Annotated in this window: 14 protein-coding genes; 8 read left to right on the top strand and 6 right to left on the bottom strand. The window is 37.2% G+C overall.

The annotated features are described in order from the left end of the window. Positions 1–108: 108 nt before the first annotated feature. From G7Y45_RS00225 to upfY, 4 genes are all read right to left on the bottom strand, one after another. Positions 109–1,164: a glycosyltransferase family 4 protein gene (locus tag G7Y45_RS00225; protein WP_165016233.1), complete on the bottom strand. Its 1,056-nt coding sequence runs from the start codon at positions 1,162–1,164 to the stop codon at positions 109–111. A 515-nt stretch (positions 1,165–1,679) separates the two neighbouring features. Next, positions 1,680–3,227 (bottom strand): lipopolysaccharide biosynthesis protein, encoded by a 1,548-nt coding sequence (locus tag G7Y45_RS00230; protein ID WP_165016236.1) that lies wholly within the window; start codon positions 3,225–3,227, stop codon positions 1,680–1,682. A gap of 1 nt (position 3,228) precedes the next feature. Next, positions 3,229–3,711, bottom strand: coding sequence for a UpxZ family transcription anti-terminator antagonist (locus G7Y45_RS00235; RefSeq protein ID WP_165016239.1), 483 nt, complete (start codon positions 3,709–3,711; stop codon positions 3,229–3,231). A gap of 11 nt (positions 3,712–3,722) precedes the next feature. Next, positions 3,723–4,283 carry a capsular polysaccharide transcription antiterminator UpfY gene (gene upfY / locus G7Y45_RS00240; protein WP_137572340.1) on the bottom strand — a complete coding sequence of 187 codons (561 nt, stop codon included), beginning with the start codon at positions 4,281–4,283 and terminating at the stop codon, positions 3,723–3,725. A 783-nt stretch (positions 4,284–5,066) separates the two neighbouring features. Between upfY and G7Y45_RS00245 the strand changes: the two genes are divergently transcribed. From G7Y45_RS00245 to G7Y45_RS00270, 6 genes are all read left to right on the top strand, one after another. After that, a complete protein-coding gene (locus G7Y45_RS00245) occupies positions 5,067–5,297 on the top strand; it encodes a hypothetical protein (protein WP_032542225.1) in 231 nt (76 codons plus the stop codon). A 70-nt stretch (positions 5,298–5,367) separates the two neighbouring features. Then, the gene (locus G7Y45_RS00250) at positions 5,368–5,715 is read left to right on the top strand and encodes an SH3 beta-barrel fold-containing protein (RefSeq protein ID WP_044301806.1); all 348 of its coding nucleotides are present in this window, start codon (positions 5,368–5,370) and stop codon (positions 5,713–5,715) included. Between the two features lie 140 nt (positions 5,716–5,855). Further along, positions 5,856–6,728, top strand: coding sequence for a DUF4373 domain-containing protein (locus tag G7Y45_RS00255; protein WP_209377338.1), 873 nt, complete (start codon positions 5,856–5,858; stop codon positions 6,726–6,728). Between the two features lie 776 nt (positions 6,729–7,504). Then, positions 7,505–8,329 carry a hypothetical protein gene (locus G7Y45_RS00260; RefSeq protein ID WP_137569207.1) on the top strand — a complete coding sequence of 275 codons (825 nt, stop codon included), beginning with the start codon at positions 7,505–7,507 and terminating at the stop codon, positions 8,327–8,329. Then, a complete protein-coding gene (locus G7Y45_RS00265) occupies positions 8,326–9,765 on the top strand; it encodes a DEAD/DEAH box helicase (RefSeq protein WP_165017462.1) in 1,440 nt (479 codons plus the stop codon). Before G7Y45_RS00260 ends, G7Y45_RS00265 begins: the two co-directional genes overlap by 4 nt. Then, positions 9,735–11,441: a helicase-related protein gene (locus G7Y45_RS00270; protein WP_165017465.1), complete on the top strand. Its 1,707-nt coding sequence runs from the start codon at positions 9,735–9,737 to the stop codon at positions 11,439–11,441. Before G7Y45_RS00265 ends, G7Y45_RS00270 begins: the two co-directional genes overlap by 31 nt. A 123-nt stretch (positions 11,442–11,564) precedes the next feature. Here the strand turns inward: G7Y45_RS00270 and G7Y45_RS00275 are convergent, their stop codons facing one another. After that, positions 11,565–11,789, bottom strand: a complete 225-nt coding sequence (locus tag G7Y45_RS00275; protein ID WP_005808515.1) for a hypothetical protein — start codon at positions 11,787–11,789, stop codon at positions 11,565–11,567. Between the two features lie 111 nt (positions 11,790–11,900). Next, on the bottom strand, positions 11,901–12,950 hold the full coding sequence (locus G7Y45_RS00280) for a DUF2027 domain-containing protein (protein WP_165017475.1): 1,050 nt from the start codon (positions 12,948–12,950) through the stop codon (positions 11,901–11,903). Between the two features lie 80 nt (positions 12,951–13,030). On the opposite strand from G7Y45_RS00280, the gene G7Y45_RS00285 reads away from it, so the two are divergent. Both G7Y45_RS00285 and G7Y45_RS00290 read left to right on the top strand, forming a co-directional pair. Then, positions 13,031–14,251 carry an S-adenosylmethionine:tRNA ribosyltransferase-isomerase gene (locus tag G7Y45_RS00285; protein ID WP_165017572.1) on the top strand — a complete coding sequence of 407 codons (1,221 nt, stop codon included), beginning with the start codon at positions 13,031–13,033 and terminating at the stop codon, positions 14,249–14,251. Positions 14,252–14,254: 3 nt separating this feature from the next. Beyond that, positions 14,255–14,776, top strand: a complete 522-nt coding sequence (locus G7Y45_RS00290) for an NUDIX domain-containing protein (RefSeq protein WP_165017477.1) — start codon at positions 14,255–14,257, stop codon at positions 14,774–14,776. Positions 14,777–14,862: the final 86 nt, after the last annotated feature.

The raw sequence follows: 14,862 nt of genomic DNA on the forward strand, positions 1-14,862 counted from the left end.
ATAGCACCTTTAATTACACTATATCCTAGATTGAGTTACATCTTCAATTAACGACCAAATGGTACATAACATTCATTAACAAAACAATTATTGTATAGCATATTTCGGCTAGAGACTTGTAACAAGATATTGTTGAAAATCAGAAGTTATTTTATCCCAAGAATACACTTTCCGCAAATTAAACATCTTCAGAGAAAGAGAGTTATACAAATTATCATCGCATATGAGTTTTTCAAGTGCAACTTTGATAGCCTCAGAATTACATTTTTCAATAAACACTGCACTATCATTTTGAAACTGTTCTCTCAAAGCCCCAACATCAGTAGTTATTGTAGGTATTAAATAATTAATAGCCAAAGTGGCAATTCCTGACTGTGTAGCTTCGACATAAGGCATTATTAGGATATCATAATCCAATAATAGCTCTACAATTTCACATTCAGTCAACCACTTATCTTCTATCCGAACCTTAGGATTATTACATTCTATTTTGTAGTTACCAATAGTTTTACCAACAATCAATAAATCATTATACAAAGAGGGATTTAGTTTATTTATACCTTCTAATAAATACTCAAGTCCTTTATATTCAGACAATCTACCAAAATATAAAAGTTTAGGTAAACGTCTTTTCCGTTTTATATCCAAGGGAATCTTCCCATAATCTATTAAACCATGGGGAGCTATAAAAGAATCACGAACAATTCCCAAATCATTTTCCACGATTTTTTTCACATAATCACTCAAATAAACAATATTCGTGACATATTTTAAAGTAGTTAAAATTTTATTCTGGGTTCGAGCATCTTCTCCAAGATGTACTTTTCCATCATGCAATATATAAAATATTTTCTTTCCAGTTAAAGAGAAAGTTCTAGCAATATAAGGATCCCATGTTGTAAGCCCCATTAATAATAGTGCATCATAGTGTTTAGTAATTCCACCAAAAAATATTTTCGTACAAAACCAAAAAAGTTCCCAATATCGGGTTAAAGTACTAAATCCATAACATTTAAGTGTTTTGTACTCTTTGAGACTATTATTTTCTTCTATAATTTCATTCAGATATACAGATTTATTTATTTTAATCCTTTTAATAATTTCAGATGAATACTGATAACACCCTCCACGAGGATGCAATGATACAATTAATAATTTAGACATATTTCGATTTTATATAATTAATACTCCATATAGGACTACCCACCGATTCAAAGTATTTAACATACCCAAATTGACTTATCATTTCTCAGAGAAAGGTTCAAAAGTTTTTCACTCAACCAATATAACTTATCGAAGTACAATATTCTAAGCTTCACTACAAACTTTAAAAATTCCAATAAAAGTTCGCCAAAAGAATCCCACGTGGACATATTTTACAACTTAACTATGCTGATCGCACTAGGGATTCACTACTGCTATCTACGCTTTGGTATCGCCGAAAAATAGATTATATTTTTACATTTTCTCAAATAAGATAGATATTCCTTTCTACCAGATTACTTGAGCTGGGACAGCGGCTTTATAGGAAAACTATAATTTCTCAAAATCACTGCCACCATGCATATAAATCAATATTTTATTGGATTTATAAAGCGGAGGTTATCTGATAACGAACAACCACCAAGATGTCACTTCTAAACACTTACAAATAAATCTCTTTCAGTAAAATCAACTTTTCATGATTTTACTGAAACAAAAGCTATGATCCTTCTCATATAAGAACGTGAGCTAGCATCCACAGCCATAAACAATATGAGGCTAATAATTGCATATAACAAAATAAGTTCAAAAGCATAGCATAACCATTCCCAGTATGAAGAAACAGATTCCGAAAACAAATTATCAGATAAAAAAGATACAACTACAAATATGACAAACAATAGCCCCAAATATTTAACATATCGTAGAATATATTCCAAAATTCTCTCTTTAAATCCACAACAATAAAGGAAATAGGGTTTCCAACCACAAACAATTAACAACAGACTAATAACAACACCCGCAAGAATACCTGTTAAACCATAGAAATAACCTAAAAAAATAGACAATCCCAAATTTAGTATAGCCTCCACTACCGGAGCCCAAGTATCTTGAAACAAACCATACGCAGCTATAAACGCATCATTCGTCCTTGTTAAGCCAATGAAAGTTATTAATATTAAAATTATAAATGCTGACTGATCTAACACATACTCTTTCCCTACCCAAAGAGTTATAAAAGAATGTCCCAATTTATAAATACCAAAACACACTATAGAAGCTAGCCAAACTCTCAAAGAGGTTAACTCCCAAAAGACTGCTTTAATACGTTTTTTATCTCCTTCAGCTACCAAATTACCTATACCAGCACCAACGCTATTCAACAAAGAATTCATAAATAAAGTAACACCTGTAACAATAAGCATATAGTTTCCATATACAGCAACTAAGGTCAGTGAGGTATAAGCATATATTACTAATGGACTCGCCTGCGTTAACACAAATCCTGATATCTTATGGAAAAAGATCTGCTTTACCTTTATTATTATTTCAGAATACTTATTTTTTAGCTCTTTCCCCTGCATCGGTGTAGACTTCAACCATGGATATTCATGATTCAAAACTTTATTTAAGACAATCGCAGCTATCGCTGAAAAAAATAATTCCAAAATCATCCAATATACATAACCATTTGTTAAATATTGAATAGCAAATATTTGACAAATCACTTTTAATATTTTAAAGCCTTGTATATTTAACGTTATCTTATATTCTTTTTGGTCAGCAGTCAAAACAATCTGACGATAGTTAATAAAATAACTAAAAAGTGCGCCAGCTAACAACACGATAAACGAACCATAAGTATACCATAAAGGAACTTTAGCTTTTTCAAAAATCAGTGGAAAAAAACACATCAAAACACATGATCCAGCAATAACAATACAAGCAACCTTACGATAAAGCCAACCTTGTAAAGAAACAATCTCATTAATAACTTTAATATTTCTATCGTAAAGAGGTCTATAAAGAGTATAAGCTACAGCCCCTCCAATACCTAGTTCTGCCAAATTCAGAAAATTCAGTAAATTTTGAACCGTAGTATTCAATCCTAATACTTCTGTTCCCAAACAATTTAAAAAAACTTTTCTAGAGAAGAACTGAAGAACTAAGTTTATAAAATAAAAGAACAGAGCTACCTTAGCATTTTTGACACTTTTGGCAGTGCGGGATTCAACAACAGCCATATCACTCCACCTCGCTCCAAGGATACGGATTCTCTTGCACATCCTTCAGGCGTTCCATCACCTCACGCTCGTCTTCTGACAACTCTCTGTCCTGCCATGTATCGATGATGGCCTGAGCTTCCCGGGCCAATTCCTCGTCGAAAACTTCTCCGTAACAATAAACTAACAGTTGGACTTTCAACAGGGAGGCAGGCAGATGTTCCAATACATCCCAGCAACGATCCAGAATATGCTGAATGCGTTCCTCCTTGTCACCGTTATTATAGAGAGTCGCATTATATCCCATCAGGAGCGACAGACACAACCGGGCCTCTTCTTCATGACTATCACCATGCTTGTCGTACAAAGCATTAGCCTGAGAAAAAACATCACGATTCAGACGGGTGAATTGATCACTGTAGATCGGCCGACCGTCCATGCCTAAGTAGCAAAGTTCATGGGCAGAAGCATAAAGAGCGGAGATTTCTGATTCTAAATAGTTCATATCTTGTTATGTTATTTTTCGATGACAGGTTCGACCAATGAAGGATGGACAAAAGTGGTGGCGACAGCCATAACTCCTTCAATGGTGACTACGACACGACGGTCATTGCGGACACGGACAAACTCACCCTCCACCCCCTCGAAAAGCCCCCCGGTGATACGCACACGGGTACCCTTGCGGATGTTCAACTCAGAAGGTTCGAAATAAAGCAGGGATTCATCATAATTCGAAGAGACCGCCATGAAATTACGCATTTGAGAATCAGGAACGATGATGGGACGATGGTATTCACGGTCCATAATGTAACGGATAGGAAGCGTGGTGCCCTTGCTCTCTTTGATGGCATCGATACAACTGCGCGAGGAACGGACAAAAACCAGATTATGAACCGCAGGAACAAGCTTACGGACCCGACGCTCGTTTTTAATAGTATATTCGTAGTGCATGGGGATGAAATTCTCGATCCCCTCCGAATTGAGGTACTCCTGCAAGGCCAGTTCACGCCCGTAAGTGATACGCAAGGCATACCAGTTCAAAGCGGAAGAAGACAGGAGGGATTGAGAACGCTCCATCGAAGATTCGATAGATGCGGATGTTGTCATGTCGTTCACGTCAGGATGTTCTTTGGGGACACCGGAGTAGCGAAGCATACCTCCCGGTCAAGTTATGTAATGCGGATTTTAATGAAAAATTCAGTGCATCCATGTTATTTAATGACCCTCCACTATCACAGAAGGAGAGGCAGAAAATAGTTATTTATTATAATAGCTTTTAAACGAGGGTATTGAAAACAAAAAGTGTTTCAATAGACGTTCGTTTAAAAACACATGATTTTTGTATATAAATCAGAAGAGAACAGAAAACAAAATCAGACAGATAATAAGCCGTTTTTTATTAATTCATAAACACCTATTGTTTAGCATATTAAGACAACGACCAAAAGAGTAAAATCATTTTTTTTATTAAACATTTTGTAGTTCTAAAAATACCCTCTATCTTTGCGTTCAATTAAACGAACGTCTATTGAAACACTCACTTTTTCAATTAATATCATACTATATACCAAATAGTTATCTAATCAGAAGGTTCATTTTCTCTTTAATTCCATCTTTACTTGCCTACCGATAGATTCCTTTCTATCTTTGCAACAAATTAACAACATTTAGTTATTAACAAAATAAAAGAAATTATGGACAAAGAAAAAGGATTATTTCAAGCCGTAGACAAAAGTGTAAAAAAACGCTATTAGCAAAACGCAATCAACTATTACAGAATCAGTTAAAGAAACAAGAGGCAGAAAGAAAGGAATACCGATACGTGGAATAATTTCGCATAAAGGAGAACTTATCAAAGCGTTGATAGAATCCTACATAGAGGATGCGAACATACAAAATATCAATACATGTCAGGCTTCACTCGCACGCTACATCTACGAAAAAGGACTAATCGGAAATATTAAAAACGGAGTATTTAAACCATTATCCATCAGTTCAATATTGGTCTACATCAGCAGCATTTGGGAAGAAGTGGAAAAAGACAAACCGCACAAAGCCATCATCCACAAAAATACGCACAATGAATTATGATAATCCGCCTTACATGAAACGTCCCCTATCTTCGTGGCGATAACATTTTATCAACTTAAAAAATATACGTATGAAACGGAAAAAAAGACCGGCATCACAAAGTGAAGCCATGAAACTGAGATGGAAGAGAAGGATTGTCTTTGAAAAAGGATATACCGAGCAGTGTGCCGAATGGATGGCAGAACGCCTGGAAGAGTTAACAGACCACTTGCAATACGGGCACGCAGCTATTGCTTATCAGAAGCAGAACGGAGATTTCAAGCTGGTGAAAGCGACACTGATCTACTATGAAGCGGAATTCCACAAGAAGTATGATCCCACAAAAATAGAAGGCGCAGTAGTCTACTGGAATGTGGACGAACAGCGATGGACAACATTCCAGGTGGAGAACTTCATGGAGTGGAGACCGATCGTATAGGGCGGGCACCACAAATTACACGGGATTTTCACAGATGAATGATTTCTATTTTGAGGAATCAAGTGAAAACGTCTTTGGGAATCCGGTGTAATTCGGTATAAAAGTATTACGAATAAAAAAACAACTAATCTAAAAAAACAATGGCAATAGCATATGACGGGATCAACTATTTCCCGATAGGCGTAAACTTCATGGAAGAGAACGCAATGGAAGTGATAGAGGCAAAATACGGAATAAAGGGGTCGGCAATCGTACTGAAGCTGCTTTGTAAAATATACAAGGAGGGATACTTCATCCGTTGGGATGAGGAGCAGTGCCTGATCTTTGCCAACAAGGCAGGAAGGGAAGTGCAGGCCGCTGAGGTACAGGGGATCATCGAAATTCTCTTCATCAAAGGGATACTGGACAGAAACAGTTATCTGGAAAACGGAATACTGACTTCGGAAAGCATACAGAAGGTATGGCTGGAAGCTACGAAGCGGAGAAAGCGAGAGCTGTCGGAGCTCCCCTACCTGATGGTGAGACCGGAAAAGGAAAACGGCAAACCGGACAATGCATCCACACAACAGGAAATTGAGCAACTCAAGCCGCTTAAAGAAGGGAAAGCATCTGCCGACACAGGAAATGTAGTACATCATGTAGCCGTTAACGCAAAAAATGCATGCAATTCCGGACAAAGTAAAGTAAAAGAAAATAAAGCAGAGGAAAATAAAGAATTCCCCCCCTCAGCTCCCCCCAAGGGGAAGGAGGAAGAAAGGAAGGAGGATTCCGCTTCTCTTCCGATACCGGGATACGCCTTCAATACGATGACACACAATTATCCGGGACTGACGGATACACTAAAAAGATTGGGGATTAACGAAGTGAGCGAAATAAATGCCATTCTCAGGCTGTCGGACTATGGAAGAAAGGGAACGACGGTGTGGCGGCTGATTGCCAACACTTGCTGGAGTGACATAGGGTCAAAAGGAAGGTATCTGATAGCGGCACTGAACAAGGCAAAAAGGAAATAAACGGATAGTGCAAGTCCTCCGTGTATAGTTGACAAAAAAGCAAGTATATCGGATTTCCTCCGGAAAAGGCTTCGGTGAGACAGGAAAACGAGAAAGGAGATTAACCAACTGAAAAACAGACCTTTCAAAGCAGTAAGGTTCTGCCGGAAAAAGCTTTGTTTTAACGCGATGTTAAAGCTTGTTCTATAGATGCAAATAACAAGTGTTTTAAATGCAAAAGGCTTGTTATTTGCACACAAGAATAAGACAAACCGGGAAATGGCATTAACAATGTTAACCATCAAATGACTTACACTAAAAATAGTTGTCACTGCATTGAGGTTAGTTACTAAATAAGTTGTCACATTCTATTGTTTCTTCCTAAAAAGGTTGTTAGTTTACCCCGGTTGTTCCTAATAGAGTTATTCCTTATGAAAACAATGGACAACTCTGAGTGCACTCCCGTTCTCGGTGCAATAAATCGTCCTGACTCTGCTCTTGTTGTTCCTGCTTTTTCTTAGCCATAAATTTAAAAATTAAGTGATACAATAAATTAAATTACCGGGTAAACTTTAGCCCGTCGGTGCGAATGTATAGGGTTAACTAATAAGACATTATACTTCCAATGATGTCGGAAGAGAATGGCGGAATTTGGTGAGTATTGGCGATCTTTTTCTTTTATCTTTATTATTTAGACTATCCTCTTTGGGGAAAATCACAGACTTCAATATCCGATTCTTCATTTATTCTTTTGTGTTTCTGTGTATTTTATATATTTTTGCTCAAAATCCATGCTTATGCCCGAATTCGTACAGCTTGACGTTAAGGTTTTTGATAAATTTATCAAAAAGTTTTCAGAACGATACATTTTGCAACGTTCTGAAACAAACGTAGATATAGATTCATTAGACAGCTCTCAATTAAATGATTGCGGCTTTAATGTGGAAAAGCTAAAGCAAGTAATAAGGAAAAATGCTGTAGCCGTAGATTTAAAACGTGAACAGGGATTGACACCCGCTATTTTAAACGACATTTATAGAAGTGATTTAGGTGAACTGTTGATGACTTACTACTTTGAAGAGAAAATAGGTGAAGATAAACGCTATGTTATCCCTTTGAAAAACATTTCATCAAGAGAGCTTGCTCAATTGCCGGGACGTAGTTTGGATGCTATTGGTTATCGCATAGATAATGGATTATTTAATATTTTATTAGGAGAAGCTAAAGTTTCGGAACAAAAAAAGACTCCACCAGATGTTGTACATGTTACGGAGGACTCAATTTATAAATCTCAAAAGAAGCATCATGATGACTTACCAATGGTAATACAAAAATTATCTGATTATTGTCGTAAATTAGGTGCTGAAGATCTTATGACTTTTGCCTGTGCTGTACTTTGTATGGAAACAGGACAAACCGATAAATATACTTTAACTTTTGGTTGTACATTAATACGGGATTTTACTTGTTGTGGTGAAAAAGATTATGGTAAAATGCAAACTAACGTCTCTGATTTTAATCCAAATGACGTTCATTTTGTTGTTTTATCATTCACGCAAAAAACAATTAGCGAAACTGTTGATTTATTTTACAAAGAAGTACAAAAGACTATTAAACAATGAACCGTCAGATTTTAGATAGCTTAATACAAGATGAATCAATACGCTCTTTATTGGAAAAGAGTGCGGATGCGTATTGGCTTTCTGAAATATATGATTATAATCTTGGCATATCAGATAACGAACAAGAAATTCTTGTTCGCTTAGCTGTTCTTTATACAACTTTATCTTTATCTGAGGAGGGTAAAGATACCAAAAATTTGGAATATGCTTATAAGTTACTGCTTGCCATAAAAATAGAAGATTCGAATTATCTTTCATTATTTGAAAAAATAGCAGGTATAGATGAAGTCGATAGCACACTTTTATATTATTTTCTATTATCCAGTATTGCATTAAAAGATGACAACACAATATCTGCGCGTATAAATCTTAAACAATTTTATTCAGACAATATTATTATTACAGAAGATTGGAAAGGTCGAGTCCTTTCCAAGATTTTATATGCACTTATTCTTCTTATAAGAAAAGATAATGGTTTTGTAGATGTTAAGCAAGCATTACAAGCTATTACGGAATTACAATCAGAGCAAGAAAAATTCGAGGAAAATTATCTTCAAAATTTTCAATATAAAGAAGAAGTAAAGGAAGCCTTGTCTCTTTTAGCATTGTATCATACTTCAAAAGCAGTTGTGGAAACAGCACACTATCTGATAGACGGCTATTCGTATCCTAAACGTATTGAGAATGTCATTCGAGTCCATATAGACATGGCAGATAAACTTTTAGGGAATACACAAAATCGTTTAAAAGATATTATTAAAATCATCTCTAACGATTTGAAGGCCATTTGTCTGAATTCAATTTGGTCTCATACAGCATTCCAAGATAAGATTAGATTATTATGTGAGAAAAAAAGCCAAAGTGGAATTCTTGAACTGCTTCCTTCTCAACGTAATGCACTTGCTCAAAAGTTGTTAGATGTATATGCTAATGCTACAATACTTCAAATGCCTACAAGTGCCGGTAAAACATTATTGGCAGAATTTAATATTATCGTAACAAAATCCTTGCGATCAGACGCAAAGATTATATATGTAGTACCTTCTCATGCATTAGTCAATCAAGTCTATTATGATTTAAAATCAGATTTATCAGATTTAGGTATTTGTGTCGAAAAGACATCTTCTGCCATAGAAATAGACCCTACGGAAAATGAGTTTCTAACTTGTGACAAAATAGATATTTTAGTATCTACTCCTGAAAAGCTTGATTTACTAATCAGGAGAAAACATCCTTCCGTTAATGATATTTCTTTATTTATCATAGATGAGGCACATACTATTGGAAATGGTCAACGTGGTGCAAGATTAGAGTTGCTAATGGCTCTCCTGAAACGAGAAAGACCTAATGCCAAATTTATGTTGCTTTCTCCTTTTCTGCATGGTAAAAAAAATGTCATGGCTGAATGGTTGGGGGGGGCAATACTATTCAAATAGACTGGAAACCTGCAGAGAAGTTACTTATTGGTTTAAAAAATCATAAGACTGAACATATTGATGAAATAAAATATGAATTATTGGCATCAGCTTATGATACATCTTTTAAAAGTGAGACAAAAGGGGCTTTTAATAATCCGTATAAATTGCAAAGTAGTTCGGAAAAGGACCGCATTCTTGAATTTGCCACTAAGCATTTTGCGGAAACAGGAAAAACACAACTAATTCTTTGTTATGGTAGAGGTACAGCCAATAAAAGAGCAGGATTCATCTATAATCTGATGAATTCATTTGCAGAAACAGAGGAAATTGCTTTAGTTAGAAAATACATTGACGATGAGATAGGGAAAGAAACTACCTTAACAAAATATTTATCAAAAGGAATAGCTATTCATCATGCCGGATTATCAGATGAAGCCAAACTTTTAATTGAATATTTGATCCGTGAAAAACAAATAAAATATGTCTGTGCCACTACTACCATAGCAGAAGGAGTAAATTTTCCTGTATCTTCTGTTTTCTTTGATGATTATAGAAAAGGAAATACTGTTCTCTCTTCCAATGATTTTTGGAATATAGCAGGAAGAGCCGGTAGAACTTTAGTTGACAATTTCGGGAAAATAATAATGCCCTTTCATACTCCTAGAAGTGAGCAGGTTTTTAAAGGTATTATTCAAAGAAGTTCTGATGAATTGGCAAGTGTATTAGCTGAACTTTTTATTAATGAAAATAGTGTGCGTTCTTATTTGTCACAAGAAAGAGGTATTTATGACTTAATCAAAAATTATCCGGATTCATTTTCTCCGTTATTTCAGTATTTTGTACATTTACTTACTACTGGACAAAATGCCTACGCAGTAGAAGTCGAGGATATGTTTAAGGATTCACTACAATACTACTTGCTTGAAACAGAAGAACAAAGAGATAAATTTGTCCAATTATGCAAGAGTATATATCAATCTATAGAATTAAAATATAGTGGCACCTTAGGCGCATTGCAGTTTGCCGATAAAACAGGTTTTTCTGTTCCGTCTGTACTGAAGATAATGCGTGAAAAATCACAAAATGGTATTATATCCGATTTAGCAGGATGGCAACCGAATGTCATGTTCAATAAACGCGACAATTCTAATCTTACAGAAAAAATTAAAGTGATAGCTACACTGAAAGAAACAAATTTAGGAACAGATTCTAAAGAGGCTTCTTTCAGTCCAGAGCTAATAGCAAAAATGGTAACAGCTTGGGTTAAAGGAGATAAACTTAATTCTATTTCTTTAATTCATCCCAGTTATAAGACTTTGAAAGATGATGAACGTATGACTGAATTTATGAAAAAGATGAATGATATACGTTTCAAGACTTCATGGGGATTGAGTGCTTTAGAAGGCATAGTAAAAGGCAATCAAGATGAAATTCAAGATTCCTACATCCCTTCATTAGTTTACTATGGAGTAGATAGTGAAAAACCATTAGCATTAAGAATGCTGGGAATTCCACGGTCTTTATCATTTAGTTTAGCAAATATTATAGATGGAGACTTAAAAGATTTCTCTTATTCTTCTTTAAGAAAAAAAATCAAAGGATTATCGGCATCTGATTGGGATAATTTTAAACCGAAAAAATCAAACTTGACAGGAGATGAATGGAGGAGAATTGTTGAAATTCTTATGAAATAAAAGGGTGTTTCATAACTCACCACAGATTTACACAAAACATTTTTTAATCTACTGATAACCAATAATATTTATCTGCGTAATCTGTGGTAAATACGAGTTTTGACATATCCCCTTGTAATTAGCTCAACAATACTCCCTCTTAAACCAAAGTTCGAATACAGGATCAGAAAACACATACAGTTCCCCCTCCTTCTCAATAAAATCACGTTCGGTCAGCATGCGTTTGTTGCGGGTGATGGTTTGTACACTTCCCGAATCTAACCACTCTTTCAGCTGTTTGCGTTCTTCTACCCGGTTGACGAAATTCTCTTTATCGACCAGTGTACCATACTGAAAAGGTGATTTCATAAACCGTTTCCTTCTTTATCATAGAACTAAAGATACAAATTATGCATCAATGTATAATACATCGATGTATAATTTTAAAGATTATTTATTTCAAAAACAGGCATAGAAGCATCATTTAATGGTCACCATGGTTGCTCCGAAGCCATATTCCTGGAAAGAAGCATCCTGATAGCGGCAATTACTATATTTTCGCTTTAGCTCGTCAATCAATGCTTTGCGAAGCACTCCGTCACCTTTGCCATGAATGAAAACTATTTTTTGTTCACGTTTGGTTTTGTACTTCTCCATCACTTCACGGAATTTATCCAACTGATAATTCAGTATCTCGGCATTCCCCATGCCACGTGTGTCATCCAGCAACTCGTTGATGTGCAGGTCCACTTCAAGAATATCATTTTTCCCGCCACGTTTTACGATAGGCTGCGACTTGGGTTTATCCACTTCTTTCTTCTGGATCAATACGGATTGCAATTCTTCGGCCGAAACAAATACCTGACGGGTAGGAACATCGTCTTTCACAATGTCATAAACCAGTGCCGGTTGTTCAAAGAAATCGGACTCACGGAAAGTATGAAGTTTATAGAACTTCACCGTATCGATACGCAGCTCCACACAAACCGCAGGTTTCAAAGGCGCTGTCCGTCCATCTTTAAAAGCAATGAACTGAACGGCTACATGCTCCATTTCATTCAGCATATCTTTAGTAAACTCTTCCAGCAAAAGCTTCGTATTAGGTTCCACCAGTCCATGCGAACGGGTTTTCCAAGCCTTTCCTTCGGCACTCTGATACGTATAATACAAATAATAATTGCTGTCATTCACCAGATAGGCCTCAAATGGAGTACTGCTGATAGCTTTCACATCTTCGGGCACATAAGCCAGAAAAACATTTAAAACATCGCCACCCCGCACTTCGGCCGGACGAACTACCGGAATCTCAAGCTTTACCGGTTTGACGGGTTCTTCGGGTTTCTTTGGCGCAGGAGCAGCCTTCCGGGTCATATTATAATCATCCGTATCGATCACCACACACTCGCGTATCTGCATCGGGATATCAAATCCATCAGCATCTTCCACCAATACAATATCTTTTCCCCGGAATCCCTTTACGATTCCTCCGCCCACCTCACTGAGGAAGCGCACTTTATCACCTATTTTCATCGTTCTGTTTACAATTTACCATTTACAATCTACAAATTAAGGCAAATATAACTACTTTTGTCGTCGCAAAGAAAGAAATGATGAAAGAAAACCCGAAACATATCCGTATTAGCGAATACAATTATCCATTGCCGGATGAACGCATCGCTAAATTCCCGTTGCCTATGCGGGACCAGTCTAAGTTACTTATTTACCGTCACGGCGAAGTCAGCGAAGATGTATTCACCTCCTTACCGGAACACTTGCCTGCCGGAAGTCTGATGATATTCAACAATACCAAGGTTATTCAGGCACGACTCCATTTCCGCAAAGAGACAGGAGCCTTAATCGAAGTTTTTTGTCTGGAACCGATTCAACCTAACGACTATGTACTCAATTTCCAGCAAACGGAACATGCGGCGTGGCTTTGCATGATCGGTAACCTGAAAAAATGGAAAGACGGTCCGTTACGTCGTGAAATGACTGTAAAAGGTTTCCCCATCACCCTGACGGCTACTCGTGGCGAGTGTCGTGGAACCAGTCATTGGATAGATTTCAACTGGGATAATCCGGAAGTCACCTTTGCCGATATTCTTGAAGTATTCGGCGAGTTACCCATCCCTCCATATCTCAACCGGGATACGGAAGAAAGTGATAAAGAGACCTATCAGACAGTCTATTCAAAAATAAAAGGCTCGGTGGCCGCTCCTACGGCAGGTTTACATTTCACCCCTCGTGTACTGGATGCCCTGACCGAAAAAGGGATCGACCTCGAGGAACTGACCCTCCATGTTGGCGCCGGTACTTTTAAACCGGTAAAAAGTGAAGAGATAGAGGGACACGAAATGCATACGGAATATATATCCGTATCACGCAGTATTATCAAAAAGCTGATAGACCACGACGCTTGTGCCATTGCCGTAGGAACAACTTCCGTACGTACCCTTGAAAGTCTCTACCACATCGGTGTAACGCTGGCCAACAACCCGGAAGCTACGGAAGAACAATTGCGTGTAAAACAGTGGCAACCTTACGAAACGGAATGTGACGTACGCCCTGTTGTAGCTTTACAGAAGATATTAGGTTATCTCGACCGTCACGGTATGGAAGCATTGCACACCAGTACACAAATTATTATTGCTCCGGGGTACGAATACAAAATAGTCAAAGCAATGGTTACCAATTTTCATCAGCCACAGAGCACCCTGCTATTATTGGTCTCGGCATTTGTCAAAGGGAACTGGCGTACAATTTACGACTATGCACTCAGCCACGATTTCCGCTTCCTGAGCTACGGCGATTCATCCTTATTAATACCTTAAGATATGCAAAGCGATAATAATCAGGAAATGTTTCCCATCGTAGACGAACAGGGAACTATTACAGGAGCTGCTACACGCGGCGAATGCCATAGCGGAAGCAAGCTATTGCATCCGGTTGTCCATCTGCACGTATTCAACTCAAAAGGTGAACTTTACTTGCAGAAACGCCCTGAATGGAAGGATATACAGCCGGGCAAATGGGATACCGCCGTAGGCGGACACATCGATCTGGGAGAGAGTGTAGAAATAGCTTTAAAGAGAGAGGTCGCCGAAGAATTAGGTATCACGGACTTCACACCGGAACTCCTGACAAGTTATGTCTTTGAGTCTTCCCGTGAACGGGAGTTAGTCTTTGTGCATAAAACAGTATACGACGGAGCAATACATCCCAGCGATGAATTAGATGGCGGACGTTTCTGGAGCCATGAAGAAATCAAAACGAATTTAGGAAAAGGTGTCTTCACACCGAACTTTGAAAGTGAAATAGAAAAAGCAGGGATTTTCTCTTCTACTTCCCCAAAATAGGCTGTGTAGAAACTCTTTTCGCCACGGAGTAACACAGAGTAGCACAGAGTCTTTTGATTAATAATCAACAACTTAAAATCGTCTCT

Origin of the sequence: Bacteroides sp. ZJ-18 (genome assembly GCF_011038705.2) — a bacterium.
Taxonomy (GTDB): domain Bacteria; phylum Bacteroidota; class Bacteroidia; order Bacteroidales; family Bacteroidaceae; genus Bacteroides; species Bacteroides hominis.